Source organism: Roseomonas sp. AR75 (genome assembly GCF_005222815.1).
Lineage (GTDB): Bacteria > Pseudomonadota > Alphaproteobacteria > Acetobacterales > Acetobacteraceae > Falsiroseomonas.
In genome coordinates this window covers 1-26,402 of the sequence record NZ_STGB01000005.1, presented here as the reverse complement: position 1 = coordinate 26,402, position 26,402 = coordinate 1, and the positions used below count along the sequence as shown (strand labels likewise).

25 protein-coding genes are annotated in these 26,402 nt (G+C 70.3%); 13 read left to right on the top strand and 12 right to left on the bottom strand.

Features of this window, described 5'->3' with window-relative positions; translation table 11 throughout:
* Positions 1 to 90 precede the first annotated feature (90 nt).
* The 3 genes from E4T13_RS19780 to E4T13_RS19770 all read right to left on the bottom strand — a co-directional run bounded on the left by E4T13_RS19780 (position 91) and on the right by E4T13_RS19770 (position 3,378).
* Positions 91 to 1,593: a tripartite tricarboxylate transporter permease gene (locus tag E4T13_RS19780; RefSeq protein WP_137180078.1), complete on the bottom strand. Its 1,503-nt coding sequence runs from the start codon at positions 1,591 to 1,593 to the stop codon at positions 91 to 93.
* A 28-nt stretch (positions 1,594 to 1,621) separates the two neighbouring features.
* A complete protein-coding gene (locus tag E4T13_RS19775) occupies positions 1,622 to 2,221 on the bottom strand; it encodes a tripartite tricarboxylate transporter TctB family protein (protein ID WP_137180077.1) in 600 nt (199 codons plus the stop codon).
* 239 nt (positions 2,222 to 2,460) lie between these two features.
* A complete protein-coding gene (locus E4T13_RS19770; protein WP_170985099.1) occupies positions 2,461 to 3,378 on the bottom strand; it encodes a tripartite tricarboxylate transporter substrate binding protein in 918 nt (305 codons plus the stop codon).
* Positions 3,379 to 3,560: 182 nt separating this feature from the next.
* Between E4T13_RS19770 and E4T13_RS19765 the strand changes: the two genes are divergently transcribed.
* Both E4T13_RS19765 and E4T13_RS19760 read left to right on the top strand, forming a co-directional pair.
* Positions 3,561 to 4,736 carry a M20 family metallopeptidase gene (locus E4T13_RS19765; protein WP_137180075.1) on the top strand — a complete coding sequence of 392 codons (1,176 nt, stop codon included), beginning with the start codon at positions 3,561 to 3,563 and terminating at the stop codon, positions 4,734 to 4,736.
* Between the two features lie 175 nt (positions 4,737 to 4,911).
* Complete coding sequence (locus E4T13_RS19760; protein WP_137180074.1) at positions 4,912 to 5,898, top strand: ketopantoate reductase family protein; 987 nt, start codon at positions 4,912 to 4,914, stop codon at positions 5,896 to 5,898.
* Here E4T13_RS19760 and E4T13_RS19755 read toward each other — a convergent pair.
* The 3 genes from E4T13_RS19755 to E4T13_RS19745 all read right to left on the bottom strand — a co-directional run bounded on the left by E4T13_RS19755 (position 5,880) and on the right by E4T13_RS19745 (position 7,974).
* Positions 5,880 to 6,329, bottom strand: a complete 450-nt coding sequence (locus tag E4T13_RS19755; protein WP_137180073.1) for a hypothetical protein — start codon at positions 6,327 to 6,329, stop codon at positions 5,880 to 5,882. The genes E4T13_RS19760 and E4T13_RS19755 overlap by 19 nt on opposite strands.
* On the bottom strand, positions 6,326 to 7,165 hold the full coding sequence (locus E4T13_RS19750; protein ID WP_306768505.1) for a hypothetical protein: 840 nt from the start codon (positions 7,163 to 7,165) through the stop codon (positions 6,326 to 6,328). Before E4T13_RS19750 ends, E4T13_RS19755 begins: the two co-directional genes overlap by 4 nt.
* 98 nt (positions 7,166 to 7,263) lie before the next feature.
* A complete protein-coding gene (locus E4T13_RS19745; protein ID WP_137180071.1) occupies positions 7,264 to 7,974 on the bottom strand; it encodes a TenA family protein in 711 nt (236 codons plus the stop codon).
* 68 nt (positions 7,975 to 8,042) lie between these two features.
* Here E4T13_RS19745 and E4T13_RS19740 point away from each other — a divergent pair, with 68 nt between their 5' ends.
* Positions 8,043 to 8,636 carry a cytochrome b gene (locus tag E4T13_RS19740; protein ID WP_137180070.1) on the top strand — a complete coding sequence of 198 codons (594 nt, stop codon included), beginning with the start codon at positions 8,043 to 8,045 and terminating at the stop codon, positions 8,634 to 8,636.
* A gap of 246 nt (positions 8,637 to 8,882) precedes the next feature.
* Here the strand turns inward: E4T13_RS19740 and E4T13_RS19735 are convergent, their stop codons facing one another.
* A complete protein-coding gene (locus E4T13_RS19735) occupies positions 8,883 to 9,110 on the bottom strand; it encodes a hypothetical protein (RefSeq protein ID WP_137180069.1) in 228 nt (75 codons plus the stop codon).
* A gap of 146 nt (positions 9,111 to 9,256) precedes the next feature.
* Here E4T13_RS19735 and E4T13_RS19730 point away from each other — a divergent pair, with 146 nt between their 5' ends.
* Positions 9,257 to 9,589, top strand: a complete 333-nt coding sequence (locus E4T13_RS19730; protein WP_137180068.1) for a DUF1491 family protein — start codon at positions 9,257 to 9,259, stop codon at positions 9,587 to 9,589.
* 12 nt (positions 9,590 to 9,601) lie between these two features.
* Here E4T13_RS19730 and E4T13_RS19725 read toward each other — a convergent pair whose 3' ends face one another.
* The gene (locus E4T13_RS19725) at positions 9,602 to 11,239 is read right to left on the bottom strand and encodes a mechanosensitive ion channel domain-containing protein (RefSeq protein WP_137180067.1); all 1,638 of its coding nucleotides are present in this window, start codon (positions 11,237 to 11,239) and stop codon (positions 9,602 to 9,604) included.
* A 139-nt stretch (positions 11,240 to 11,378) separates the two neighbouring features.
* Between E4T13_RS19725 and E4T13_RS19720 the strand changes: the two genes are divergently transcribed.
* The 8 genes from E4T13_RS19720 to E4T13_RS19685 all read left to right on the top strand — a co-directional run bounded on the left by E4T13_RS19720 (position 11,379) and on the right by E4T13_RS19685 (position 21,157).
* The gene (locus tag E4T13_RS19720; RefSeq protein ID WP_137180066.1) at positions 11,379 to 11,747 is read left to right on the top strand and encodes a CrcB family protein; all 369 of its coding nucleotides are present in this window, start codon (positions 11,379 to 11,381) and stop codon (positions 11,745 to 11,747) included.
* 289 nt (positions 11,748 to 12,036) lie between these two features.
* Complete coding sequence (locus E4T13_RS29965) at positions 12,037 to 12,420, top strand: helix-turn-helix domain-containing protein (protein ID WP_170985098.1); 384 nt, start codon at positions 12,037 to 12,039, stop codon at positions 12,418 to 12,420.
* Positions 12,421 to 12,486: 66 nt separating this feature from the next.
* Positions 12,487 to 13,689, top strand: coding sequence for a S9 family peptidase (locus E4T13_RS19710; RefSeq protein WP_137180064.1), 1,203 nt, complete (start codon positions 12,487 to 12,489; stop codon positions 13,687 to 13,689).
* Positions 13,690 to 13,731: 42 nt separating this feature from the next.
* Positions 13,732 to 14,706, top strand: a complete 975-nt coding sequence (locus tag E4T13_RS19705) for an RluA family pseudouridine synthase (RefSeq protein WP_137180063.1) — start codon at positions 13,732 to 13,734, stop codon at positions 14,704 to 14,706.
* Between the two features lie 126 nt (positions 14,707 to 14,832).
* Positions 14,833 to 17,421: an AsmA family protein gene (locus E4T13_RS19700; RefSeq protein ID WP_170985097.1), complete on the top strand. Its 2,589-nt coding sequence runs from the start codon at positions 14,833 to 14,835 to the stop codon at positions 17,419 to 17,421.
* Positions 17,422 to 17,475: 54 nt separating this feature from the next.
* Positions 17,476 to 18,207, top strand: coding sequence for a DUF533 domain-containing protein (locus E4T13_RS19695; RefSeq protein WP_137180061.1), 732 nt, complete (start codon positions 17,476 to 17,478; stop codon positions 18,205 to 18,207).
* Positions 18,204 to 19,442 carry a 3-sulfinopropanoyl-CoA desulfinase gene (gene acdA, locus E4T13_RS19690; RefSeq protein WP_137180060.1) on the top strand — a complete coding sequence of 413 codons (1,239 nt, stop codon included), beginning with the start codon at positions 18,204 to 18,206 and terminating at the stop codon, positions 19,440 to 19,442. Before E4T13_RS19695 ends, acdA begins: the two co-directional genes overlap by 4 nt.
* 176 nt (positions 19,443 to 19,618) lie before the next feature.
* Positions 19,619 to 21,157: an arylsulfatase gene (locus E4T13_RS19685; protein WP_206030255.1), complete on the top strand. Its 1,539-nt coding sequence runs from the start codon at positions 19,619 to 19,621 to the stop codon at positions 21,155 to 21,157.
* A gap of 2 nt (positions 21,158 to 21,159) precedes the next feature.
* Here the strand turns inward: E4T13_RS19685 and E4T13_RS19680 are convergent, their stop codons facing one another.
* Positions 21,160 to 21,741, bottom strand: a complete 582-nt coding sequence (locus E4T13_RS19680) for a hypothetical protein (protein ID WP_137180059.1) — start codon at positions 21,739 to 21,741, stop codon at positions 21,160 to 21,162.
* Positions 21,742 to 21,823: 82 nt separating this feature from the next.
* On the opposite strand from E4T13_RS19680, the gene E4T13_RS19675 reads away from it, so the two are divergent.
* Positions 21,824 to 23,269: an alginate export family protein gene (locus tag E4T13_RS19675; protein WP_137180058.1), complete on the top strand. Its 1,446-nt coding sequence runs from the start codon at positions 21,824 to 21,826 to the stop codon at positions 23,267 to 23,269.
* A 195-nt stretch (positions 23,270 to 23,464) separates the two neighbouring features.
* On the opposite strand, the gene E4T13_RS19670 is transcribed toward E4T13_RS19675, so the two are convergent.
* From E4T13_RS19670 to E4T13_RS19665, 3 genes are all read right to left on the bottom strand, one after another.
* Complete coding sequence (locus E4T13_RS19670) at positions 23,465 to 25,072, bottom strand: DUF2326 domain-containing protein (RefSeq protein WP_170985096.1); 1,608 nt, start codon at positions 25,070 to 25,072, stop codon at positions 23,465 to 23,467.
* A 191-nt stretch (positions 25,073 to 25,263) separates the two neighbouring features.
* Positions 25,264 to 25,407, bottom strand: a complete 144-nt coding sequence (locus E4T13_RS31020; RefSeq protein ID WP_368773294.1) for an ABC-three component system middle component 8 — start codon at positions 25,405 to 25,407, stop codon at positions 25,264 to 25,266.
* Between the two features lie 82 nt (positions 25,408 to 25,489).
* The coding region (locus E4T13_RS19665) for an ABC-three component system protein (RefSeq protein WP_206030254.1) at positions 25,490 to 26,402 on the bottom strand (913 nt) is incomplete at its 5' end.

Genomic DNA, 26,402 nt, shown 5'->3' with positions numbered 1-26,402 from the left:
CCTCCTCCGCGCCATCATGCGCCGCGCGGCGCAAACGAAAAGGGCCGCCCCCTGCGGGGCGGCCCTGATCCGGGGTGACGCGGCCGCGCGCTACTCGGCCAGCGCCGAGTCCTTCTTCTTGCGGATGTTCGGCAGCAGCATCGTCAGCAGGGCGATGAAGCCGATGCCGAGCAGCGTCGCCGAGATCGGCCGCTCGAAGAACACCATCACGTCGCCGCGCGACAGCAGCATGGCGCGGCGCAGATGCTCCTCCATCATCGGGCCGAGCACGAAGCCGATCAGCAGCGGCGCCGGCTCCATCTTCAGCTTGGAGCAGAGGTAGCCGAAGATGCCGAAGGCCAGCATCTGGTAGACGTCGAAGACGTTGTTGTTGATCGAGTAGACGCCGATCGCGCAGAAGGTCAGGATCGCCGGATACATGAACTTGTAGGGCACCTGCAGCAGCTTCACCCACATGCCGATCATCGGCAGGTTGATGATCAGCAGCATCAGGTTGCCGACCCACATCGAGGCGATCAGGCCCCAGAACAGGTCGGGCTGCGCCTCCACCATGCGGGGGCCGGGCTGGATGCCCTGGATGATCAGCGCGCCGACCATCAGAGCCATCACCGCGTTGCCGGGAATGCCGAGCGTGAGCAGCGGAATGAAGCTGGTCTGGGACGCCGCGTTGTTCGCCGATTCCGGCCCTGCCACGCCCTCGATCGCGCCGGTGCCGAACTCATGCTTGTACTTCGAAAGCCGCCGCTCCATCATGTAGGAGCCGAAGGCCGAGAGCGCCGCGCCGCCGCCGGGCAGGATGCCGAGCACCGAGCCCAACGCCGTGCCGCGCAGCACCGACGGGATCGCGCGCATCGCCTCCTCCCGCGTCAGCCACAGGCTTTCCACCTTCGTGGTCAGCACGCTGCGCGATTCCGGGCGCTCCAGGTTCAGGATGATCTCGGCGATGCCGAACATGCCCATGGCGATCGTCACGAAGCCGATGCCGTCCGACAGTTCCGGGATGCCGAAGGTGAAGCGCTGCTGGCCGGTCTGCACATCCGTGCCCACCAGACCGAGCGAGACGCCGAGCACCACCATCGCGATCGCCTTCACCACCGAGCCCTGCGCCAGCACCGCGGAGATGATCAGGCCCAGCAGCATCAGCGAGAAGTAGTCGGCCGGGCCGAAGGACAGGGCCACCGAGGTCAGCAGCGGGCCGGAGGCGGCGACGAAGATGGTTGCGACCGACCCGGCGAAGAAGGATCCCACCGCGGCGATGGTCAGCGCCGCGCCCGCGCGGCCGCGCCGCGCCATCTTGTAGCCTTCGAGCGTCGTGACGACCGAACTGACCTCGCCTGGCAAATTCAGCAGGATGGCCGTGGTCGATCCGCCGTACTGCGCGCCGTAATAGATGCCCGCGAGCATGATGATGGCCGTCGTGGCGGGCTGACCGAAGGTGATCGGCAGCAGCAGCGAGATCGTCGCCACCGGCCCGATGCCCGGCAGCACGCCGATGGCGGTACCGATCAGGCAGCCGATGAAGCAGAAGAGCAGGTTCTCGAAGCTCAGCGCGACACTCATGCCGTGCCCGAGGTTCGTCAGCAGCAGTTCCATGGTCCGGTCTCTCCCCCCTGCGCTGCCGTTACTGCGTCAGGAACACGGGCCAGACGGGGACCCGGATGTCGAGTTCGTAGATGAAGACGAGGTAGCAGAGCACGCAGAGGAAGATGATCATGCCGATCACGCCCTTCACGCGATGCGTCGTGTCGCCGAAGGAGGCGACGATGCACATGGCGGTGATGGAGAGCATGAGACCCATCTGCTCGAGCATCAGGCCGAACACCGCCAGCCCCGCATGCACCAGCCCGATGGGCCGCCAGCCAGGCGCGATGGACAGTCCCAGGCAGCCCGCGAGGCAGCCCCAGCCGAGCGGATACCAGCCGGTGAACAGGCCGGAGGCGTCCGCCAGGAAATAGCCGACGAAGAAGGCGACGATGCCGATCGGCACGGCGGCCACTTCCAGGCTCGTCCACTTCTCCAGCTTGTCGGGTCCGTTGAAGAAACCGCCGAGGAACACGATGGCGCCGAGCGCGCCGAGCAGCCCGAAGGACAGCATCGGCATGTAGCCCGGACCCATGCGCCGGGCCGAGCCCAGCGTGTGGTCCGTGTTCAGCCACAGCCCGATCGCCGCGACGAGGATGAAGATCCCCCCGGAAATCAGGTTCTTCGTATTTGGTCGCATCGCCACCTCGTTCCTGCCCGGGCCTGCCCCCGGGAAACACGTCCATCCACAAATCGCCATGGCCGCCGGGACCATGGGCAGCAATCCAGGCACCGGGCGATCTCCGCCGCCCTGGCGCCAAACCGTGCTAGCTAGGCATCCCTCGGCGCGTCACGCAATCGCGAGCCGCGCCGGAAAGCTTCTTTCCCGCAACATGGCGCCCCCGGCAAGGCAAATCCGGTGCCATGCCCTGCCTGATCTCAGTTCACCGTGGCGCCGGAGGCACGCACCACCGGCGCCCAGCGCGCGACCTCCGCCGCAACGAAATCGGTGAACGCCTGCGGGGTCATGTCGCCCGCCGAGCCGCCGAGCTCGGCGAAGCGCGTCTGGGCCGCCGGCGTCGCGACGAATTCCCGCGTCTCCCGGTTCAGCCGCTCGACGACCGGCGCCGGCATCCCCGCAGGGCCCGACAGCGCGAACCAGGAGGTGCTGACCAGGTCGAAGCCCTGCTCCTTGAAGGTCGGCACCTCGGGGAAGGAGGGGTGGCGCTCCGCGCTGCTCATCGCGATGGCGCGCACATTGCCCTGCCGCACATGGCCCGCGGCGGAGGGCAGGCTGTCCGACATCATCGGCACCTGGCCCGCGATCACCGCCTGCATCGCCGGTCCCGCCCCGCGGAACGGGACATGCGTGTAGTCGATGCCGTTCTGCTGGCAGAAGCGCACGATCAGCAGGTGGTTGGAGGAGCCGGCGCCGGAGGAGGCCATGTCCAGCCCGCCCTGCTTCCCCTTCGCCATGCGCACGAGGTCATCGAGCGAGTTGATGCCGCTGTCCTTGTTCACCACCCACACCGAAGGATTGGTGATCACCATCGCGATATGCGTGAAGGAGCGGACCGGATCGTAACGCACGCGGTTGCCGTAGAGCGTCGGGCTGATCGCATGGCTCGCGATGTTGCTCATCACCAGCGTCTGCCCGTCCGGCGCCGCATCCGCGACCACCTGGCTGCCCGTGGTGGCGCCCGCGCCCGGCCGGTTCTCCACGATCACCGAGACGCCGAGGCGTTGCGTCAGGCCGTCGGCAAGAAAGCGCGCGGACAGGTCGGTGCTGCCGCCCGGCGCAAAGGGCACGACGATGCGGATCGGGCCGTTCGGCCAGGACTGCGCACGAGCAGCCATGGGCATCGCCAGCAACGATGTCGCGCCCAGCAGAACGCGACGCGGAATCCTCCCGGGCATGTTTCCTCCCTTGTCCGGACAAGGCCTAATGCACGCGGTTTCAGGGGCCTGCAAGCCGCCGGCAGGGCAATGACCACTTCTTCACCTGTGCAGCCGGCCGTCTGCCATGCAACGATGCCGCGATGACCGCCAACGATCCCACGCGCCGCATCCGTGACGCCGCAGAGGCGCTCGCGCCGCATCTCGTCGCGATACGTCGCGACATCCACGCGCATCCCGAACTCGCCTTCGAGGAAACACGCACCGCGGGCATCGTCGCCGCCGAACTCGCGCGGCTGGCGATACCGCATCGCACCGGCATCGGCCGCACCGGCGTGCTCGGCGTGATCGAGGGCGGCAGGCCGGGGCCCACGCTCGCGATCCGCGCCGACATGGATGCGCTGCCGATCGCCGAGGAGACGGGCCTGCCCTTCGCCTCGACCGTGGCCGGGAAGATGCATGCCTGCGGGCATGACATCCACACCGCGACGCTGCTCGGCGTCGGCGCGGTGCTGCGGGACATGGCGCCGATGCTTGCCGGCCGCGTGCTGCTGGTGTTCCAGCCCGCCGAGGAGATCCTGGAAGGTGCCGCCGCGATGATCGCCGATGGCGCGGCGGACGGCATCGACCTCGCGCTCGGCTTCCACAACCAGCCGGACATGCCGGTCGGCAGCTTCGGCTACGCGCGCGGCGCCTGCCTGGCCGCCGCGGACCGCTTCGACCTGATCGTGCGCGGCAAGTCCGGCCATGCGGCGCACCCTTACGCCGCGGTCGATCCCATTGTCGCCGCCAGCGCCTTCGTCGCGCAGGTGCAGACGGTGGTCAGCCGGGAGATCAAGCCGATCCATCCGGCGGTGGTGACGATCGGCATGATCCAGGCCGGCACGACCTACAACATCATCCCCGAGCGCGTGCACCTGAAGGGCAGCGTGCGCACGCTGCACGAAGATGCGCGCGACCTGGCCGAGGCCGCGATCCGCCGACTGGCCGCAGGGCTCGAGCCGATGATGCGCGTGCGCTGCGAGATGGACTACCAGCGCAAGGTGCCGCCGCTGCTGAACGACGACCGCGTGCTGGAACCCACGCTCGGCGCCGTGCGCGCGCAATTCGGAGAGGTTCTGGAGGAAGGCGAGCCCAGCATGGGCAGCGAGGATTTCTCCGAGTTTGCCGCGCGCGCGCCGGCCTTCCAGCTGCGCATCGGCAGCGGCGCCCCCGGCCGCGACGACCGCCTGCACAACGCCGCCTACCAGCCCGACGAACGCTGCATCGAACTCGGCGTCCAGGCCCTGAGCCGCGCCGCATTGGAGCTTCTTGGATGATGGAGAGCTGGCGGCCCGCGCAGCGGGCCGAGGCCGCGACGGGTTCCCGCCAGCGTTGCTTCGCAACGCGTGCGGGGTCCCGGAATGCGGCCCGCGCACAAACTGGCATCGCAACGCGCGCCGCAGTGGCCTGCGCGCAAGCCAAGCCCGCGGAGCGGGCGCCGGCGCCTGAGGCATGAAGAAGATCTGTGTCTACGGCGCCGGCGCCATCGGCGGCCAGGTCGCCGCCCGTCTCGCGCGCGGCGGCGCCGAGGTCTCCGTCGTCGCGCGCGGCGCGCATCTCGCCGCGATCCGCGCGAACGGCCTCACCCTCGAAGCCTTCGACGGCACGCATCACTGCCGTCCGCAGGCGAGCGACGATCCGCGCGACCTCGGCCCGCAGGATGCGGTGATCGTCACCGTGAAGACGCCCGCGCTGCCCGACGTCGCCCGCGGCATCGCGCCGCTGCTGAAGCCCGATACGCCCGTCGCCTTCATCAAGAACGGCATCCCCTGGTGGTATTTCGACCATGAGGGCGGACCGCATGACGGCCTACGGCTGCCCGAGGCCGATCCCGGCGACGCGCTGCGCAACGCCGTCGGCATCCACCGCACCATCGGCGGCGTGGTCTATGCCGCGAGCGAGGTCGTACGCCCCGGCGTGGTGCATTCCGAGCATGGCAACATCCGCGTCATCCTCGGCGAGCCCGATGGCCGCGTCAGCGACCGCGCGCAGGCCATCGCCGCGCTGATCGCCGCCGGCGGCATGCCCTGCCCGGTGACGCCTGAGATGCGCAAGGAAGTCTGGGCGAAGCTTCTGGGCAATCTCGGCAATGCGCCGATCTGCGTGCTGACCGGGCTTGGCGTGCGCGACAGCTTCGCCGAGCCCGCGCTGCGCGCGGCGGCGCGGCAGAGCGCCGAGGAAGGCCGCGCCATCGCCGCAGCCTATGGCTGCCCGCTGCCCGATTCCGCGGTGGAGCGCGTGGCGACGGCGAACATGGCGCACAAGCCCTCGCTGCTGCAGGATTTCGAACTCGGTCGCCCGATGGAGATCGCGACGATGCTCGACCTGCCGCTGAAGCTCGCGCGTCTGGCCGGCGTGCCCACGCCGCAGCTCGACCTCCTCGTCGCGCTGGTCAGGCAGGCGGCGCGGACGAAGGGACTCTACCCGCCGATCGGATAGGGCAGCGGCGCCAGGTCCGGCGGCACCCAGCCACGTCGCGCCTGCACCGAGAACAGCAACGCCTCCGACCAGTAGGGCGCCAGCGCGCGCTTGCCGGTGCCGAGCATGCCGGCATCCAGCAGCGCGTTCACCCGCGCATGTGCCGGCCGCATCGCGTCGTCCTTCGCCAGCGCATCGCGCAGCGCCAGCAGGAAGAAGCGCGTGATCGTCTCGTGATAGCCGCGCGTGTCGCTGTTCGGCACGCCATGGCTGTCATTCAGCCGCATGATCAGCCCGCGCAGGTCGCGCGCGAGGTCGATCTCTGGATGCAGCAGCATCAGCCCTGCCGTCGCGGCGATGTGCCCCTCATGCGTCCAGCGCGCCTTGGTCAGCGTGGCGTCAAGCAGCCCCTGCACATGCGCGGCGAGCGCGGCGTCGTCGGCGAATCTCATGCGTCGTCCCGCGGCATGTCGGCCGGCATGTCCGTTTGCCCCAGCACCCAGCCTTCCCAGCGGCGGATCCAGGGATCCGCCGGCACGTAATCCTCGCGCGCGCCATCCAGCACCGCAATCAGCGCGAGCAGCCCGAGCACGCAATCCAGCCGGTCCTCCCCCGCCGCATCCGCGCCGAACCCCGCCGCGATCATCCCACCGAGATCATTCGACGGCGCCACACCAAGCCGCGCCATCGCATCGCGCAGCGCTTCCGCCAGCGCGATGCGCGGGGCCTGCGCACGCTTGCTGCCCGACAGGCGCAGGCCAAGCTGCCGCAGCGCCTCCGCCGGATAGACCTCGGCGATCGCGACACGCCCCGGCGCGAGCAGCCCGTGCAGCGCGCCCTGGAACGGCCAGAGCGAAACCGGCGCCTCCGCTGCCAGCGAGGGCGCCAGCCAGTCCCGCCAGGCCGCGATCGCCGCCTTGCCCGACTGGTTCGCGCCGAGTGTCCAGAACACCGGCGCGCCCGCCGGCCGCGTCGCCGTCGCCCGGTCGCACAGCCGCGACAGGTCGCGCGCCGAAGCCAGCCCGAGCGCGGCGGCATGCGCCGCCCGCGTCATCCCCTTCACGCCGCGCGCCGGATAGAACGGCCGCGCCGGCGACACGCCATCCAGCGTCGCACTGACCGCGAAGAAGCCGGCATCATCCGCGAGCCCCCGCAGCATCGCCGGAAAGTCCTGCTCGTCGCGCCGCGCCGCCCAGCCCCGCGGCACGCCGAGCGGCAGGTCGAGCCCGAGCGCCACGGGCGCGCCATCCGCCATCAGCGCGGGCAGCAGCGCGGCCGTATCGCCCACCAGACGCGGCGCCTCGGCCCGCCAGCCGCGCGCATCGCGCCGCGCCACCGCGATCCACCGCTTGCGCGGATCGATGCTCCAATCCGCATGCGCCGCGATCAGGCGGGCAGCCCTTCGTCATACGCGCTGTCGAAGAACGCCCGCTCCAGCGTCGCCGCGCGCGTGAACAGCGCCCGCACCCGCGCGCGCCCCGCCGGGTCGAGCGACGTCACTTCGCGATCCAGCGCCGCACGGAGCCCACGCACGAAGGATTCGAAATACGGCGAGGCATGCAGGTCCACCCATTCCGCGCACCAGAAGGGCTCCGGTGGCCGCGTGTCCCGCGCCGGCAGCGCCCAGCTCAGATACACCCACTCCGCCACGCAGAGCACCGCGAGCTGGTCCGCATGCACGGCGCTCTCCGCCGCCTCCACCATCAGCGCCCGGAAGTCCTGGGCCGCATCCGACAGCGGCGGATCGCGCCGCAGATCTTCCGGCACGCCCAGCGCATCGAAGGCCCGCACGAAGAACGTATTCTCCTCCGAGCAGAGCAGACCCATGAAGCGCCCGAGCGGCAGGCGCGCGGCCAGGTCCGGCGCGGTGTGGATCGCGCGCCCGAGCAGCGCGCAGAAGGCGCCGATGAACTGGTAGTCCTGCACCAGGTAGCGCCGCATCGCCGCGGGCTCGACGCGCCCGGCGTTGCACTCCCGTGCGAAGCGATGCCCGATGGCCGCGCTCCAATCCGGTTCGGCGCAGGCCCGCAGCCAGTCCGTCGGCGCCGCCGCCGGATGCGCGGCGCGGAATTCCGACCAGTCCGGGACCTCGCTCATTCGGCTTTCGCTTCCATCTGCCCGGCGCGGTCATGCCATAGTGGCGCCAGCCGCGGGAGACGCGAGAGATGGACCAGACCACACCGGTGCCCACTGCCAGCGTCCGCATCCGCGGCGTGGATGCGCTGCACCCCGACGGCCAGTATTCGCGCCTGGCGAAGTGGTTCCACTGGACCACCGTGCCGCTGCTGTTCCTGGCGCTCGCGACCGGCGTGACGATCCGCTTCATCAAGGACGACGCCAAGATGGATTTCTACGCCCTGCATGAGAGCACGGGCCTGATCATCCTGGTTCTCGCGCTGGCCCGCCTGGCGTGGCGAGGCTTCAGTGCTCCGCCCGCCCTGCCGGACCACCTGCCGCCCCATATGCGGCTGGCGGCGCATGCCGTGCACCACCTGCTCTACGCCGCGCTGATCGTCCAGCCGCTGCTCGGCTTCTTCACGACCAACGCCTACGGCTTCCCCCTGGCCGGCGAGACCGCCTTCCTCGGCTTCATCGACTTTCCGAAATTCATGGAGGCGCACGAGACGCTCGCCTTCGTCCTGCACTGGGCGCACAGCCTGATCGGCTGGGCCTTGCCCGTCCTCATCGCCGCACATATCGGCGGCGCCATCTACCACCACGCCCTCCGCAAGGACGGCACCCTGCTCCGCATGCTCTGAGCGCCGACGCCCCGGATCACGCCAGGGCCGCAAAGCGGCCCCGCGCGGCTTGAGCCCGCGCCACCCGGCGCCCCATGTCTGAGGCGCGCAAGCCAAGCCGGCGGAGCCGGCGCCCGGCGCCTGAGGGCCCCCGAACGACCGGGCCGCGCAGCGGCCCCGCGCGGGTTGAGCCCGCGCCACCCGGCGCCCCATGTCTGAGGCGCGCAAGCCAAGCCGGCGGAGCCGGCGCCCGGCGCCTGAGGGCACCTATTTCAACGGCTGATGCGCCTTGTCGAGCAGCCGCCCCAGCCAGCCCTTCTTCGCGGGCTGCGCCGCCTTGGCGGCCTCCTCGGCCTCCTTCGCCGCCTCGGCGGCCTCGGCCTTCGCCCGCTTCTCCTTCTCGGCGAGCCACTTCTCCAGCGTCATGCCGGCCTTGGCGGCCCGTCGCGCCTCATAGGCGCGCTGCCCGTCGGTGAGGTCCTGGTGCTTGGCCATCGGGGAGGTCCTCTGGATCGGATCGCGCCGAGGCACGGCCCCGTCGCGTGGATCCGATCCCGCAATCAAGAGCAAGGGTGAATGGACCCGGCCGCGACGGCAGGCAAGGGCTTGCACGCCCGCTCAACGACGCCGACCTTCGCCGCATGGAACCCCGCGTCAAGGCCGGCATCTGGGTGAGCATGGCCACCCGCCTCTCCGACATGGCCGGCCGCCCCGCCGTCATCATCCGCAAGGGCGATCCGGATGCCGGCGGCGTGCTGTGCCTGCTGCGCGGCCGCGAAGGGCTGGTCGTGCTCTCCCAGGTGCGCGACGCCGAGGGCCGCCCCGCCTGGCTGCGCGCCACCGGGGAGGCGCCGGTGGATGACCAGGCAGCGGATGCCTATGTCGCGCGCCAGGTCGGCCGCGACCCCGATCTCTGGGTGGTCGAGTTCGAGGCACCGGACTTCAAGCCGCCCTTCGAGGCGAAGCTCCTCTGACGCCGGCCCCGGTCACTCCGCCAGCGCGTCGGCGGTGGCCCGTGCCGGGGCCTCGTCCTCGGTGATCTCGGCCACCGTGTTCATCAGCACCAGCACCAGCGCCTCCTGCACCTCCATGAACTCGGCATCCGTGCGGGCGTGGACGCGCGCCTCGACCTCGATCTGCACCGCATCGCCGGTGAATCCGACCAGCCGCGCGCGCGGCATGTCCGCGCTCTGCTCCACCACCGGCAGTTCCGCCATGCGGGTGCGCAGCAGCCGCAGCAGCGCGGCGAGGCGTGGCCGCGGCGTGGTCGCCGGGAGCGCGAAGCGGTGGCGGAACAGGCTGCCGGTGCGCGCCGTGATGTTGGTGACCTGCATCTTCGCCAGGTCGGAATTCGGCACCGTGGTCAGCGTGCCGTCCGCCCCGCGGATGCGCGCCGAGCGCGGCCCGATCGCCTCCACCTGGCCGGACGCATCGCCGAAGCGGATCACGTCGCCCACGCGGAAGGGCCGGTCGGCGAAGATGGACAGGCCGCCGAACAGGTTCTCCACGGTGGATTGCGCCGCCAGCGCCAGCGCGATGCCGCCGATGGAAACGCCCGCCAGCAGGCCCACCGCCGGCACGCCGACATCGCTCGCGCCGAAGATCAGCACGGACGCCGCGGCCAGCGGCGCACCGACCCGGGCCAGCATGCGCAAAAGGTTCGCATCCAGGCTGTCATCCGGGATGGCCGGCGTCGCGATCGCCGCTTCCACCAGCAGCCAGCACAGCAGCCAGACAGCCCACGCCGCCGCGGCATAGAGGCCGACGGTCACGACGATGGTGCCGGTATCGGCGGCCATGCCCGTCGGGATGATCTGCGACACGACGATGGCGTGACTGATCGTGAGCAGCACGGCCAGCGCCAGCGGCACGGTCAGCCAGAGCAGCCGCCGTCGCACCGGCGGCAGCAGCGGCGCGCGCCGCGCCACCCAGCCGCGCCAGGACAGCATGGCCAGCACCACCAGCAGCAGGCCGGTCACCTGCGTCAGCGCCTTCCAGACCGGCGTGCCGAGCATGGTCGCGCGCAGCCAGTGCGGCAGGTTCTCCAGGCGCCAGCGCGCCAGCAGCGGCCCGGTGGCGTACATCTGCGCCTGATGCCAGTTCACCCCGACATCGGGCTGCAGCACCGGCTCGGCGATGATCTGGGCGTGGAATTCCGGGAGCCGTTCCAGCGTGTCGGCCGCGAACAGCCACTCGCCCATCCGCGGTCCCTGCGTCACCTTGCGCAGGCGGATCTGCGTGCCCGGCACGCTCCACCGCGTCGCATCGCCCAGATGCGCGATCGAATCCGGCGACGGCGCCGGCAGGCGGTGCAGGATGTCCGCGAGGTAGCCCACCGCGAAGGTGCCGTCCTTGGTGCGGGTCGCCGGCGGGTACTCGCTGAGGTCGAGCAGCCCGTCGGCCATGCGGTTCATCGCCCGCCCCACCGCGATCTCGCCGTCGACCGAGGGCGCGGCGCGATACGTCTCGTAGAGCCTTTGCAGCCGCTGCGCCTCGCTCAGGAAGGTGCGATAGGTCGCGAGCGGGCTGGAGGTGTCGAGTTCCGGCAGCAATCCCGTGGCGCCGGCGTGGTGGAGCGGCAGCGCCATCAGCACCGCCAGCAGCGCCATGCGCAGGATCGCCATGCGTCTCGCTCCCCGGCCGCCGGTCGCAGCCGCCCCCGGTGGGAATCGGCCGGGCGATCGGACCCGATGCTGGCGGCCGCCGCAAGCCGTAGCATAGTCGCATCGGGAAAGACTCGGGCGGCGAAGGGGACTTGCCGGGGTGAACACCATCTCGCCGCAGGCGCTGCTGCTGGTTGCCCTCGGCGGCAGCCTCGGCGCCGTGTCGCGACACCTGGTCTCGGTGGCTGCGCTGGAACTGCTCGGCGCCGGTTGGCCCTGGGGCACGCTGACGGTGAACGTGCTGGGCAGCGCCGCGATCGGCATCGCGGCCGGCGCCGGGCTGGAGGGGCCGGGGCGGCTGCTGCTGGTCACCGGCTTCCTCGGCGGCTTCACCACCTTCTCCGCCTTCAGCCTGGAGACCGGCACGCTCTTCGCCCGCTCGGCGCCGCTGGCGGTGCTCTACGTGGCGGCTTCCGTCGCGCTCGGCCTCGGCGCCTTCGGCCTTGGCCTGTGGCTGATGCGCCGCTGAGCATGCCGCCCCAAACCCGGGGTTGAGAAGCCGCCCCCGGATTTTGAACCCGGTTTTCTGCGTCGCGGTGATGGACTTGCCACGGTCACGACAAGTAAAAACCCCGCGGCCTCCGGAGGTCCCCCACATCAGCGGGACCCGATTTCATGATGTATTCAAGCGGAATATTCTGGCATGGCGCGCATCCGGCCATGCCTCCCCGCGGGAACTTGGCTCGGACTTGTCCAGAACATGGCGGCACTGTGGCAGGCCGCGCGGCTGCGGCCGGGCGCGGAGCGGCCTTCCGGCCATGAGCGCCCCGGCACCCTCCGTCACCGGCCTCGCGGACCGTCATGTCGGCCGCCGCGTGCGCGAACGCCGCGTGCAGCGCGGCCTGTCGCTCGCGGAGCTTGCCCGCGCCCTCGGCGTCTCCGCCCAGCAGGCCCGCAAATACGAGGCCGGGCTGAACGGCATCCCCGTCGCGCGCCTGCCGGTGCTGGCCGCCCTGCTCGGCGTGCCGACCGCCTGGTTCTTCGAGGAATTGCAGGCCGGCGCGATCTACCGCCCGCACCTGCCCACCCGCCCGCGCATGCTGCTCGACCTCGTCCGCGCCACCGACACCCTCCCCGACAGCGGCCTCGCCGCGCTCTGCGAAGCAGCGCGCGCGCTCGCGGCCCTGCGCGCCACGAGTTGACCTTGCCACGGGGGCAGGGCGCGCCTCTGATGCGCGCCGCAACCTCGGCATCGGCGCGGCAGCTTCATGGGCCTGTTCTTCCACGACGCGCTGCAGGACGAGTTCGCCTGCTGGGCGCTCGGCTACACGGCGAGCGGCGGCATCGATGTCGGCCTGCTTGCCGCGGTGGGGCGGCAGGTCGGCAAGGGCGACAGCGCCGCCTATTGGCAGGCCTGGATGGCGGCCGGCGAGCGCCTGCGGGCCGAGGCCGCCGAGGCCGAGGCCGAAGGCCGCCGCCGCGCTGCCAGCGCGGCCTACCTCCAGGCCGCCTGCGCCTATGGCCTGTCCTATCATCCGCTCTACGGCGCGCCGGTGGATCCGCGGTTGCTGCAGGCCTTCCGCGCCCAGATGGCCGCGCTGGACCGCGGCCTGGCCCTGCTGCCCGAACCCGCCATCCCGCTCCGGATCCCCTATGAGGACACGACGCTGCCTGCCTGGCTGCTGCCGGCCGCCGGCCGCACCGCCGAGGTCCGCCCTCTGGTGATCCTGACCAACGGCTATGACGCGACGGTCGCCGACCTCTACTTCTCCAGCGCCGTCGCCATCGCGCGCCACGGCTACAACTGCCTGTTCTTCGACGGTCCGGGCCAGGGCGAGGTGCTGTACGAGCAGGCCATCCCCATCCGCCCGGACTGGGAGGCGGTGATCCGGCCGGTCTTGGACTTCGCCCTGGAGCTCCGGCGCGTGGACCGCAGCCGCATCGCCCTCTGGGGCTGGAGCCTTGGCGGCTATCTCGCGCTCCGCGGGGCCAGCGGGGAGGACCGCCTGGCCGCCTGCGTCGCCGATCCCGGCCTCGGCGCGCTGCTGGCGCCCGAGCTCCTCGCCGGCCTGCCCGGCCGCATCGCCGCCGCCGCGACGCAAGGCTCCGCGGCGGAAGCCGGGCTGGAGGCGCTGACCCGCACCAGCCCGGGCATGCACTGGAAGTTCGTCCAGCGCGGCTTCTGGGTGCATGGCGTCTCCAGCTTCGCCGCCTACGTCGCGAGCGCCCGGCAATTCACCCTCGACGGCCGCGAGGCGCTGATCCGCTGCCCGACGCTGCTGACCGCGGCCGAGGAGGACAAGCTGTCCGCCGGCGCGCCCGCGCTGCTCGACCGGCTTCGCTGCCCCGCCACGCTGCTGCGCTTCACCGCGGCGGAGGGCGCCGGCGATCATTGCGAGATGGGCAACCGCTCGCTCGCCAATCGCCGCATCCTCGCCTGGCTCGACGGCGTGTTCGGCGAGGCGGGCTGACATAGGAGGGCGCGGCAAGGCGGTGCTACCCTCCGCCGCGCCATGTCCGTCCATCTCCGCAAGGTCGCCGCCGCCGATGGCGAGACGCGCCTCGATCGCTGGTTCCGCCGCCACTACCCCGCTTTGACCCAGGGCGCGCTGCAGAAGATGCTGCGCACCGGCCAGGTGCGGGTGGATGGCAAGCGCGCCGAAGCCAATACCCGCCTGATCCCCGGCCAGGAGATCCGCATCCCGCCCATGCCGGATGCGCCCGCGCCCAGGGCCGCCGCCAAGCCGATCGACCCGCGCGAGGCCAAGGCGCTGGAGGCGATGGTCATCCATCGCGACGACCACGTCCTGGTCCTGGACAAGCCGCATGGCCTGCCGGTGCAGGGCGGGCCGGGGATCGCGAAGCACCTCGACGGCATGCTGGATGCGCTGCGCTTCGGCGCGGAGGACCGCCCGCGCCTGGTCCACCGGCTGGACAAGGACACCTCCGGCGTCCTGGTCCTTGCCCGCACCCCCGCCGCCGCCGCGCATCTCGCCGCCGCCTTCCGCGGCCGCGACGTGCGGAAGACCTACTGGGCCGTCACGGTCGGGGAGCCCACGCCGCAGGCCGGGCGCATCGACCTGCCCCTGGTGAAGCAGGGCGGCCCGCGCGGGGAACGCACCGCCCCGGCCGAGGATGGGGAGGGGGCCCGCGCCGTCACCGATTTCCGCACCCTCGACGCCGCCCGCCGCCGCGCCGCCTGGCTGGAGCTGAACCCGATCACCGGCCGCACCCATCAGCTGCGAGTCCACTGCGCCGAGGCGCTGGGCTGCCCGATCCTGGGCGACGGCAAGTATGGGGGCGCCGGTGCGCATCTTGAGGGCCTGCCCGGCCAGCTTCACCTGCATGCCCGCGCGCTGCGCTTTCCGCACCCGGCCGGCGGCACGCTGGAGGTCTCCGCGCCGCTGCCGCCCCACATGAAGGAAACCTTCGTCTTCCTCGGCTTCGAGGCGCCGCGGACGCCCAAGCCCCGCCGCGTCGCCGGCTGACACCGGCGCCATCCGCCACCATCTCCCGACCCCGTGCGTTCCCCCGGCATGGAGCCGCATCGCATGCCCGCCGAGCCCACCTTTCCCCCCCGCCAGGAGCCCTCTCCCCCCTCAGGGGGGAGAGGGTTGGGTGAGGGGGGCACCCCCGCTGCACGCCGCCGCCGCTGGCCCTGGATCCTCCTCGCCGTCCTCGTCGTCCTGCCGCTCGCCGGCTTCGTCGCGCTGCGCGTCTTCGCCAGCCCTGAGTCCCTGCGCCCGCGTCTCGTTGCGGCCGTCGAACAGGCCACCGGCCGCAACTTCTCGGTCGGTGACGTGGAACTCGGCCTCTCGCTCCGCCCCACCGTGATCCTGCGCGACGTGGCGCTGGCCAATGTCGAGGGCGGCAGCCGCCCGCAGATGCTCACCGCCGACCGGGTCGAGGTGCAGGCCGCGCTGCTGCCGCTGCTGTCCCGCCGCGTCGAGATCGCCCGGATCGAGCTGGACCGCCCGGACCTGCTGCTGGAGACCAACGGCGAAGGCCGCGGCAACTGGCAGTTCCGCCCCGCCGCCCCGCCCGCCGCCACCCCCTCCACCTCCGGCGCGCCCGCCGCCCCGTCGCAGCCGCTCGCCATCTCGCTCGACAGGCTGGACATCGAGGAGGGCCGCGTCACCTGGCGCGACGCCCGCTCCGGCCTCACCGAGACCATCGCGATCGCGCGCCTGCAGGCCGCCGCCCCGAACTCCGGCGCGACCACCGCCCGCGGCACGCTGCGCCTGCGCGACCAGCCGGTGGAGCTGGTCGCCGAGACCGCCCCGCTTTCCGCTTTCGGTGGCGCCGCCCCGATCCCGGTGCAGGCGACGCTCGCCAGCCAGGGCGCCGAGGCAAGGCTGCGCGGCACAATCGCCCCGGACGGCGCCTGGGAAGGCGAAGTCGCCGCGACGATACCGGACATGGCGCGCCTCGCCCCGCTGCTGCCCGGCACCACGCTGCCGCCGCTGCGCGAGCTTGCCGCCTCCGCGACGCTCGCCGGCAGCGGTGGCGAGATCGGCTCTGCCCGCGACATCGTGCTGCGCCTGGGCGCCGCCGATCTCGGCGCCTGGCGCCCCGGCCTGGCGCTGACCCGGCTGGAGGCGACGGCGCCACGGCTCGACGCGCCGCTGCAACTCGCCGCCGAGGCGCGGCAGGGCAACATCCCGGTCAGCCTCGCCGGCACCGCCGGCACGCCCGCCCTGCTGCTTGGCCGCGCCGCCGGGCCGCTGCCGGTGGATCTGGGCTTGCAGGCCGCGGGTGCGACCGCCACGGTCAAGGGGCAGGTGCGCGACCCGCTGGCGCTGGCGGGCGTGGAGCTTGCGCTGGCCGCGCGGGTGCCCGACCTCGCGGCCCTGTCCCCGCTCGCCGGCACGACGCTGCCCGCCATCCGCGACCTCAGCGCCGAGGCGCGGCTGGCCGAGCGCGGCCCCGGCTTCCGCAACGGCGCGGTGCTGCGCGGCATCGCGCTCACCGCCCCGCCGATCCAGGCGAGCGGCGAGCTGACGCTGGCCACCGGCGCCCGCCCCGCGGTCAACGGCCGGCTGGATGTTGCCCGCCTCGACCTCGACGCGCTGCGCAGCGCCGCCCCGGCCGCGCCGCAACCCACCCCGGCGCAGCCGGCCCCCGGCGCCTCTCAGCCCGCGCCGCCACCCGCGCCCGCTTCCGGCGACGGCCGCGTGATCCCCGACATCGCCCTGCCGGTCGCGGCGCTGCGCGGCTTCGATGCCGATCTGCAGCTCCGCGTCGTCTCGATGACCGCCGGCGGCGCCACCTGGCGCGACCTGCGCCTGCCGGTGAAGCTCGAAGCCGGCCGCGGCCGCGTCGCGCCCTTCGCCGTCACCGGCCCGGGCGGCCAGGTCACCGGTGAGCTGTCCGCCGATGCCGCGGCGAACCCGCCCACCCTCGGCCTGACCCTGCGCGCCCCCGGCCTGGACCTCGCCCCGCTGCAGCAGGCGCTGGGCCAGCCGGTGCGCGTCGCCGGCCGGGCCGAGATCGACGCCCAACTGCGCGGCAGCGGCGCCGGGCTGCGGGCCGTCGCCGCGACACTCGACGGCCATCTCGGCCTGGCGATGGTCGATGCGACGCTGGAGCCGGCGCTGATGAACCCCGTGCAGCAGGCGCTGCGCAGCCGCGTGCCGGTCCCGCTGGACCTGCCGAACCGGCTGCCGGTGGAATGCGTGGCGCTCCGCGCCCAGGCGAGGGACGGCACGCTCGCCATCGGCACGCTGCTGGTCGATGCGCCCGCCGCGAAGGTCGCCGGCAGCGGCACCGTCAGTCTCGGCACGGAGCAGATCGCGCTGCGCCTGCTGCACGATGTCCGCGCGGCCGGGCAGACGGTGCGCGTCACCGCCGATCTCGGCGGCACGCTCGCCGCGCCCGAATATCGCGGCGTGCGGGCCGAGAACCTCGCCCAGGTGCTGGGCGGCCTGGCGGGGCGCGTCGGCGGCGATGCCGGCGCGCTGCTCGGCGCGCTCGCCGGCCGTTCCAACACAAGGTCGGAGCCGCTGCCGGAATGCGCCCCCGCGCTGGCCGCCGCACGCGGCGGGCGCGAAGGCTCGGTCCCCGCCGCCCGCCCAGCCGAGGCCGCCGCGCCGCAGCCGGCCCAGCCCGCGCCGCAACAGCCCGCCGAGCGCGCCATTCCCGGTGTTCCGCCCCAGCTCCAGGGCCCGGCCAGCGACCTGCTGCGCGGCCTGCTGCGCCGTTGACCCTTCCCCAAACCGCACGCGGGGCTTAGCTCTGCACGGGTTGGGAGGGTGGCGATGGACCTGAACCGCGTGTTGGGGGCGCTGCTGCAAGGCGCCGTGCAGCCGCCGCGCCGGCGCAGCACAAGGCGCAGCCCGGCCAGCGGCGGCGCGCTCGGCGCATTGCTCGGCGGTGGCAGCAGCCGCAGCACGGAGGCGCGCGCCGCCCGCGCGATCGGCGCGCTCGCCGCCGGTGCGCTGGCCGGCTGGATGCGCGGCTCCGGCCAGCCGGAGCCCGCCTCCGCGCCCGCGCGCGCCCCGTCCCGCAGCGCCCCCCGCGACGTCGCCCCGCCGCCGCCGCGCGACGCCGCCGGCCCCGCCCGGCGCATCCCCGACACCGGCGCCTCGCCCTGGGGCAAGCCGCCCCCCGCCCCGCCGCCCGAGCCCGAGGGCCCCGACGCCGAGGAGGCCGAGGCGCTGCTCATGGTCCGCGCCATGATCGCCGCCGCCAAATCCGACGGCAGCGTGGACGCCGCCGAGCGCGCCGCCATCGCCGGCCAGCTCGACGCCGCCGGCCTCTCGCCCGAGGAACGCGACTTCGTCCTCAACGATTTCGACCGCCCGCTGACGCCCGAGGCCCTGGCGAAGGAGGCCCGCGACCCGATGCTCCGCGCCCGCCTCTACGCCGCCGCCTTCGCCGCCTGCGGCGACGTCACCCCGCCCGAGCGCGCCTGGCTGGATGCGCTCGCCAAGGCGATGCGGCTCGACAAGGCTGCCGCCGCCGCCATCGAGGAGCGGCTTTCCGCATGACTGACGCCCTGCTCACCCCCGAACAACGCGCGCTGCGTGACCGCGCCCGCGAACTCGCGCAGGAGGCCGCCGCCCAGGCCGCCGAGACCGACCGCTCCGGCCAATACCCCTGGCCGATGGTCAAGCGCATGACCGAGGCCGGCTTCATGGGCCTGACCATCCCCACCGAATGGGGCGGCGGCGGCGGATCGGTGATGGACGCCGCCCTCGTCGTCGAGGAATTCTCGCGCGCCTGCGCGGTCTGCGGCCGCATCGCGGTCGAGGCCAACATGGGCGCGGTCGGCGCGATCATGGCCTATGGCACGCCCGCCCAGAAGAAGCTCGCCGCCGGCCTCGTCCGCGCCGGCGACAAGCCCGCGATCTGCATCACCGAGCCCGGCGCCGGCTCCGCCGCGACCGAGATGACCACCACCGCCGTGCGCAAGGGCGACCGCTGGATCATCAATGGCCGCAAGACCTGGATCACGGGCGGCGGCGTCTCCCGCCTGCACCTGATCTTCGCCCGCGCCATCGAGGACGGCGAGTTCCGCGGCATCGGCGGTTTCATCGTCGGGCGGAACGGGGAAGGGGACCCGCCGGGCCTGATCGTCTCCCGCCGCATCCCCTCCCTCGGCCTCTGCGGCATGCCGGAAGCCGAGCTGGAGTTCCGCGACCTCGAAGTGCCGGACGACATGGTCCTCCGCGCCCCAGGCGGCTTCCAGCGCGGCTTCGCCCGGCTGATCGACGCCTATAACGGCCAGCGCGTCGGCGCCGCGACGGTCGCCATGGGCCTGGCCGCCGGCGCCCTCGACCACGCGCTGTCCCGCGCCAGCACCCGCCGCCAGTTCGGACGTCCGATCGCGGAGTTCCAGGGCCTCGGCTGGATGCTCGCCGACATGTCCATCGAGGTGGAGGCATCGCGCGCCCTGATCCACCGCGCCGCCCGCAGCGCCGGCCCGGCCGGCTTCCCCGACCGCCTCGCCGCCGCGCAAGCAAAAGTCTTCGCCAGCGAGATGGCGATCCGCGTGACGAACGCCGCGCTGCAGGTCTGGGGCGCCGAGGGCTATTCCAAGGACAACCCCGTCGAGCGCTACCTGCGCGACGCCCGCATGTTCGCCATCGCCGGCGGCACCGCCCAGGTGCTGCGCACCCAGGTCGCCGAGCAGATCCTGGGCCGCAAGCTGCCCCAGACCCGCGACGGCTGGCTGAAAGTGATCGCCGAGGAAGGTGCGGCCGGCAAACTCGCCGCCGACTGACCTGTTCGCGCGCCCCGCGTGAGCCGGGGGCGATGCCGGTGCCCGCGCGGTTGCCGCCCAAAATGGGCAGGCAGTCATGCACGCGCAGGCTGCATCTCGCCGATAACGTCATGGCCGATGGCTGAGTGAGATCGACACGCGTCGAGCAGCCACGTGCCATGGAGGAACAGGCCGGTATGCTTCTGCGCAAGCTGCTTCTCGGGACGACCCTGGCCCTCTCGACGCTGCTGGGCGCGGCGATCCGCCCCGCGCCCGCGGACGCCCAGACGCCTCCGCCGGCGCGGCCGAACATCCTCATGATCATGGCCGACGACGTCGGCTACTGGAATGTCGGCGCCTACAGCCACGGCATGATGGTGCCGACGCCGAACATCGACCGCATCGCGCGCGACGGGATGCTGTTCACCGACCACTATGCGGAGGCGACCTGCACGCCCGGCCGCGCCGCCTTCATCACCGGCCAGTACCCGGTCCGCACCGGGCTGCACACCGTCGGCCTGCCAGGCTCGCCGATCGGCATCGACCAGCGCGACCCGACGCTCGCCGCCGTGCTGCGCGGCCAGGGCTACATCACCGCGCAGGTCGGCAAGAACCATCTCGGCGACCTCAACCGCCACCTGCCGACGGTGAACGGCTTCGACAGCTTCTTCGGCAACCTCTACCACCTCAACACCGAGGAGGAGCCCGAGGACCCCGACTGGCCGCGCGACGCCGGCTTCGACGCGCGCTACCGCCCGCGCGGCGTGCTGGATTGCGTGGCGCTGCCGGCCGACAACCCGGAACCGCCCGGCGATGCCCGCTTCGGCCCCTGGGGCGCGCAGCGCTGCACCGACACCGGGCCGCTCACGCGCGAGCGGATGCAGACCGTTGACGACGAGTTCCTCGACCGCTCGCTCTCGATCATGGAGCGCGCGGCGCGCGAAGGGCGCCCCTTCTTCCTGTGGCACAACCCGACGCGGATGCACATCTACACGCATCTGCGCCCCGAGAGCCGCCTGCTCGCCCGCCCCTACTCCTCGGGCGACGACATCTACGGTGCCGGCATGATGGAGCTCGACGCGCATGTCGGGCGCATCCTCGACCGGCTCGACGCGCTCGGGCTGCGCGACAACACCATCGTCATGTTCACCTCCGACAACGGCGCGATGGCCGCATGGTGGCCGGATGGCGGCACCACGCCCTTCCGCAGCGAGAAGGCGACGACCTGGGAGGGCGGCGTGCGCGTGCCGATGCTGCTGCGCTGGCCCGCGCGCATCCGCCCGGGCAGCGTCTCCAACGGCATCCAGTCGCACATGGACCTGTTCACCACGCTCGCCGTCGCCGCCGGCGTGCCGGACCCGCGGGCCAGCCTCCGCGCCAGCCACAACGTCATGATCGACGGCCTGGACAACCTGGCGCACTGGACGGAAGGGCGCCCCTCCGCGCGCGAGAGCTTCTTCTACTACAACGAGGGCCGCATGACCGCGCTGCGCTTCGGCCCGTGGAAGACGCATTTCGAGGAACGCAACGGCTTCTTCGACTACTTCCGCCAGAGCTCGCTGATGTTCAACCTCCGCATTGACCCCTTCGAGCAGCGCGACGGCCACCGCTCAAACCTGCTGGCGATGCGCAAGGCGTTCCTCGGCGGCGTCATCCGCGATCTCCTGGCCGAGCACCAGGCGAGCCTGGCGGCGTTCCCGCCGCGGCAGGAAGGCGGCACGCTGCGCCCGCGGTGATGTCAGGACGCCATGGCCGTGGCGGGCTCCACCGCCTCGGCCCGGCTCGCTTCGGCCAGGCCTGCGAGCCGGCCGAAGAGCCGCGCGAGCTCGCCGATCGCGGCGTCGGTGACGTCCTGCAGCTCTTCGCGCGCGCGGGCGCCGCCGCCATCCGACGGCGTCAGGCACCACGCACCGTCCGGCAGCTTCCGGATCAGCCCGGCCCTGGCCAGCGCCGCCAGCTTGCGCCGCACGGTCTCCCGCGGGATGCCCGTGATGTCGGCGAGGCTCTGCGCGTTGATCGCGCTGCCCGGCGGCACCTTGTCCGCGTAGTGGTCCGGCGCCGCATCGGCCGAAGCCTGCCGCAACTCCCGCCGCGCGGCGTCGAGCGCCGAAAGCCCGAGCACGCCGAGCACCACGACCGAGTCGAGATCGCCGAGGCGCTGCCGGCAGAGCACCAGGTGATCGAGCAGCATCGCCGTCCAGGCGTATTGCGCCTCGACGAAGCGATGCGCGAAGGCCTCGCGGACCGTGGCTTCCGCCAGGCGGGCCGGTGTCGCCGCCGTCCTGGACGGCCTTCGCGACGGGTTGGGTTGGCGCCCCATTCTCCGAGGGTATCAGCGCCCTCCGCGAGGCGGAACCTGTGGCGCGGCGCCGGTCCCCGGCTTCAGGTGGGGATTGCCGATCATGGTTGAGCGGATGGCCGGCGGCGTCGGACGCGCGCTCGCGGCATGCCGCATCGCGGCGCTGGGCGTGCTGCTGGGCGCGCCGCCCGGCGCCGCCCTTGCCCAGGGCGCGCCCGAGCCGACCGTGCTGTGGGAACGCGAAGGGCTGCGCGTGACCGGCAGCGTCGAAGGCATCGCCTCGGGCCAAGCGCATCGCGGCGCCTGGAACGGCCTCGCCGCGCGCTACGGCCCGCCCGGCCTGTCGGACCGGGCGAACTGGGGCGAGTTCGTCCTGGCACCCGGCCTCGACGCCACCTGGCAGGCCGCGCCGGAGCTCGCGCTCTATGGCGGGGTCAGCCTCCTCGCGGCCGGCACGCTCGGTCTCGACGTCTACGGCTCCGGCGACCGCGGCGCCGTGCTGCTCGAACGCGCCTTCATCGGCCTGCGCACCAGCCATCCCGACACCTGGAACCTCGACATCTCCGCCGGCGCGCAGCCCTACATCGTCGGCACCGGCATGCTGATCGCGCAAGGCGCGGGCAACGGCTTCTCCCGCGGCGCCGTCTCGCTGATGCCCCGCCGCGCCTTCGCCAACACCGCCATCGCGCGCGTCTCGAACGGCGGCTTCTCGGCCGAGGCCTTCTGGCTCGACGCCAACGAGGTGCCCTCCGCCGACACCGCGACGCAACTCGCGGGCGGGCTGGTCCAGTATCGCTGGGATTCTGGGACGCGGATCGGCTTCACTGGCTTCCAGGCGATCCAGTCGACGCTGCCCTATCCGCTGGCACCGGCCGGCCTCGTCGAGAATGGCCGCGAGGGCCTCGTCTCCTGGCACGGCTTCGGCGAGCTGGACGGCACGCGGCTCGGCCTGCCCGGCGCCTCCGTCCGCGGCGAGTTCGCCGTGCAGCGCAACGACCGCATCGACCTCGCGGCGAGCGCCTGGTTCCTGGAAGCGGCCTACCGCTTCGCCTCGGTGCCGTGGTCGCCGCGCCTGTCCTACGGCTATGCCAGCTTCTCGGGCGACCGCCCCGGCACGGCGCGGGTGGAGCGCTTCGACCCGCTCTTCTACGGCAACGGCCTGGAGAACTGGTTCTTCGGCGCCAGCGGCGGCTATTCGGTGCTGAACACCAATGTGGACGTCCACCGCGTCGCGCTCGACCTGATGCCGAGCCAGCGGGACTTCGTGAAGCTGCTCTACCTGCGCTCCTCGGCCAACCAGACCAACAGCCCGATCCAGTTCGGCCAGGCGACGCAGGTCGCGGTGCAGGACGGCAACATCACCGTGACCTCGGGCGTGCCGACGGCGCATCTGCTCGACGAGCTCTATGTGCAGTGGACCCGGCTGCTGACGCCCGCGGTCGCGCTGACCGGCTGGGCGACCTCCGGCTGGCCCGGCGCGGGGCTGCGCGCGATCGGCGCCGATCAGACCTGGCAGGCGGTGGGACTGACCCTGTCCGTGCGCTTCTGAGCGCGCGCCGGCCCCGGATGGGGCGCCTTGCCGGGCAGGCGGCGTACTGTCACCGGCATCCGGGACCCCCGGGAGGGCTCCGCCCTCCCGAACCCACCCGCCGAGGGGCAGCGGCCCCTCGGAACCCGTTCGGGATGGCCTGAGCGGCGTCACTCGGGCCACATTTAAAGGCGGTCTCCCTCGACCATAGATTCATCAGAACTCTGGCATCTTGAATAAACGGCCGTCATCACCCTCGTCATGCAGGCGCAGGACAATTTCATCTTCGGGGAATGGCCGCCGTTTTCCTGCGGCATTGCGGGGCATGTCTGCATCGATAAGTGTCATAATGTACTGCGTCTTGCCTTGAGCAATTTGCTCACGAACAATTTTCAGGAGCGCTTCCTTTTTGCGGTTATCCAGAGCTTCAAGTACACCATCATGGTAAACGAAATGGAAGAATGGCGCGTTCTCGTACACCTTCAGGAGTGCTAGGTCGAACAGCGCGCAGATAAGCTTCTTGTAACTCGTGCCATCGCTCTGGCTCGATGTCTTTCCGAGCTGCCCCTTTTCTTCAAGTCCTATTTCATAGACCAAATTATGGTTGATATTGAGTCGGAAATAGAACAGGCCGTTGTGGTCAAGCACTTGTTGGCAGTAGCGGTTAAAGATGGCGCGGAAACTCTCGACTATAGGCGTATGCCGTGCGAGAAGTACCTTCAGCTCATCCACTACGCGTCCGCGCTCTCGCTCAAGCTCCCTGACTTGGCGTGCGGTCTCGGCCACCAACTCGAGCTTCTTGCGCTGCTCGTCGCGATAGACCAACTGAGCACGTCGGTCGACAAGCAGCTTTTGCAGGTCTTTGAACTTCGCGAAGGTGTCCGTGTTACGCAGGGTGGAGAGGCTCCGCTGGCGGTCGGCATCGAGCTTGACGCGCCGGGCCTCCAACTTCTCTGCGCGGGTTTCCAATTCCTTACGGCGGCTTCGCAGCGCGACATCGCGCTCGTGCGTCACCTTCTTGTTGAAAGCAATGAGCTCCTCATACTTACGCCTGAGCGCATCAGGAAAATGTAATTTTGTCTCCTCAAAAACCTGCGTAATCTCCTTCAGGTCAAATTTGTCCTGCTGCTCCAACGCGACCGAAATTTGCCGGATATCGTACCGGACATCATAGAGCTCGGCGTTAATCGCTGCGATCTCTGCCTCAACGACATTGACCAGTTCTTCCATGAGGCGGCGTTCTTCAGAATCGAATTGGAATGCGTCGAGCTGGTCGCCAATCCCCTCGATTTCCTGGCGTAGCGCGCTGATTTCAGCCATGAGTGCAGGAAGATAAAATTGAACCTCGGCTTGCTGATCGCGCAGTTTCTGATTGCCTGCGTCAATCTGGTCGTCTAACTCATATTTGCGCACGAAGATGTTATTGCTAAATCCGAATAAGTGCGCGACAAACGGCTTCCACGTGGAATCCTTGCCCTGCATGAATTTTCGAAGCTGGAGTTCGTCACCCCAATCATCCTGCGATCGCAGAAAGTAGGTTATCGCTTTTCGATAGTCGTAAGGCTTAAGAATGCGGAGATCGAGCCAGGCGTCGAGCAACTCACGCGCAGCGTCAAAGCCTAGGGCACGATGACCCCATGCGTCATCTGCTACGTCCGAGAAGTCCTTGCCGCCATCCGCATGGCGTACCATCCAGATCTCAGATGGTTCTGCTACAGATCGGCGGATCGTGGCAAAGTCGCCGGCATTAAGGGCTATTTCAATGAAAAATACGAATCCCTCGAAACGCTCCTTGCGCTTCACAAGAAAAAAATCTGGCGACATGCCCCGAAGCATCATAAAATCTATCAAGTGAAGCAGCATCGTCTTGCCAAGATTATGCGAATCTCTCTTGCGATCAGTTGGCCGCCTAACCTCACCAATAATAACGTTAAGATGCACGGCCTGAGCGCCGAAATTGAAGTCAATCGGGAAAAATATCTTCGGCCTGTTTGATTATATACGACTGATCTGTATTATTTGCCCACGTATTCGAGTGTGTCGTTCTGAGCGTGGTATTCGACTTGGCCAAGAAGAAAGAGAAAGCTTAACGCGGGAAGAAACATTATGTCGCCATTCATGCCAATACGTCTCACAACGCGCTGCTTGAGTGTTGTCATCTCAACAACGCCGCGCCGATGAAGTTCCTTTAGCATGATCGAAGCTACACGCAACAAGGAAGAGTTCAGGTCGAGATGTTTCCTAGGCGTCAGCATCGGCGACCTCCGGCGCAACTTCAGTTGATTTTGAACCAATATCGCAATGAAAATACATGTAGTGCAGGAGCACGCTTACGAGGCGACGCCGGCCGCGCAGACTCTCGCGCTGAGCCTGAATCTCCTCATATAAGAAACCAAATACATGATCAAAGCTCGGGAAGCGGCTGCGATACAAAAGGATCTTTTCCTTTAGTTCGCCAGCCGCATCGGCATACAGATCGGCAAACATTCTATTGCGTGGATTCGCAAGAAAATCCCATATTTTCGGGAAATGCGGAATAGAGTCAGCCTTTATGACCTGTTCAAAATATCCAGCGGTCAGGCCATTGATTGCGTTTTTGTCCTTGATTTTTATCGATTCAAAATCGTAGGCGCTAGAGAAAGCGGCTTCGCTACCGGTATTTGTGTATTCGTGAAATGCGTGAATTACTTCGATTAATTCGCTTGGATCGAAGCGGAACGGCGAGACGTCCTGCCGCGTGGGAAGGTGTCTCTGTAGCGGTACCTGCTGTTCGAGTAGCTTATGCATATACTCTGTCCCGAGGATGTGCGCGCTTTTTAATCCGAGCGCCCGAAGCTCCTTGGTAAGCTTTTCATCTGCGCCACCTGTGCACTTGCGATTTGTAAAAACGATGTAGTGGTCGCAAATGCCTTCCTTGATCAGCCGTTTGATCTTTGGGTGTTCTTTTTTTATTAGGCGAGCGAAATCACTATCCGAGCAAGATTTGTCAGGGGTATTCACGTGCTTGGCCTGCAACACCACATGGCCCACCAGTGGGACACCTCCAGAAACGTCATCTTTCGGCGGGCGTGACTGTAGAGTGGTGCACGGTCGCCTGCTGGGCGACGGGATGACCGGGATGACGCTGCTGGAGGACGGCCGGTGCGGCGCTGAT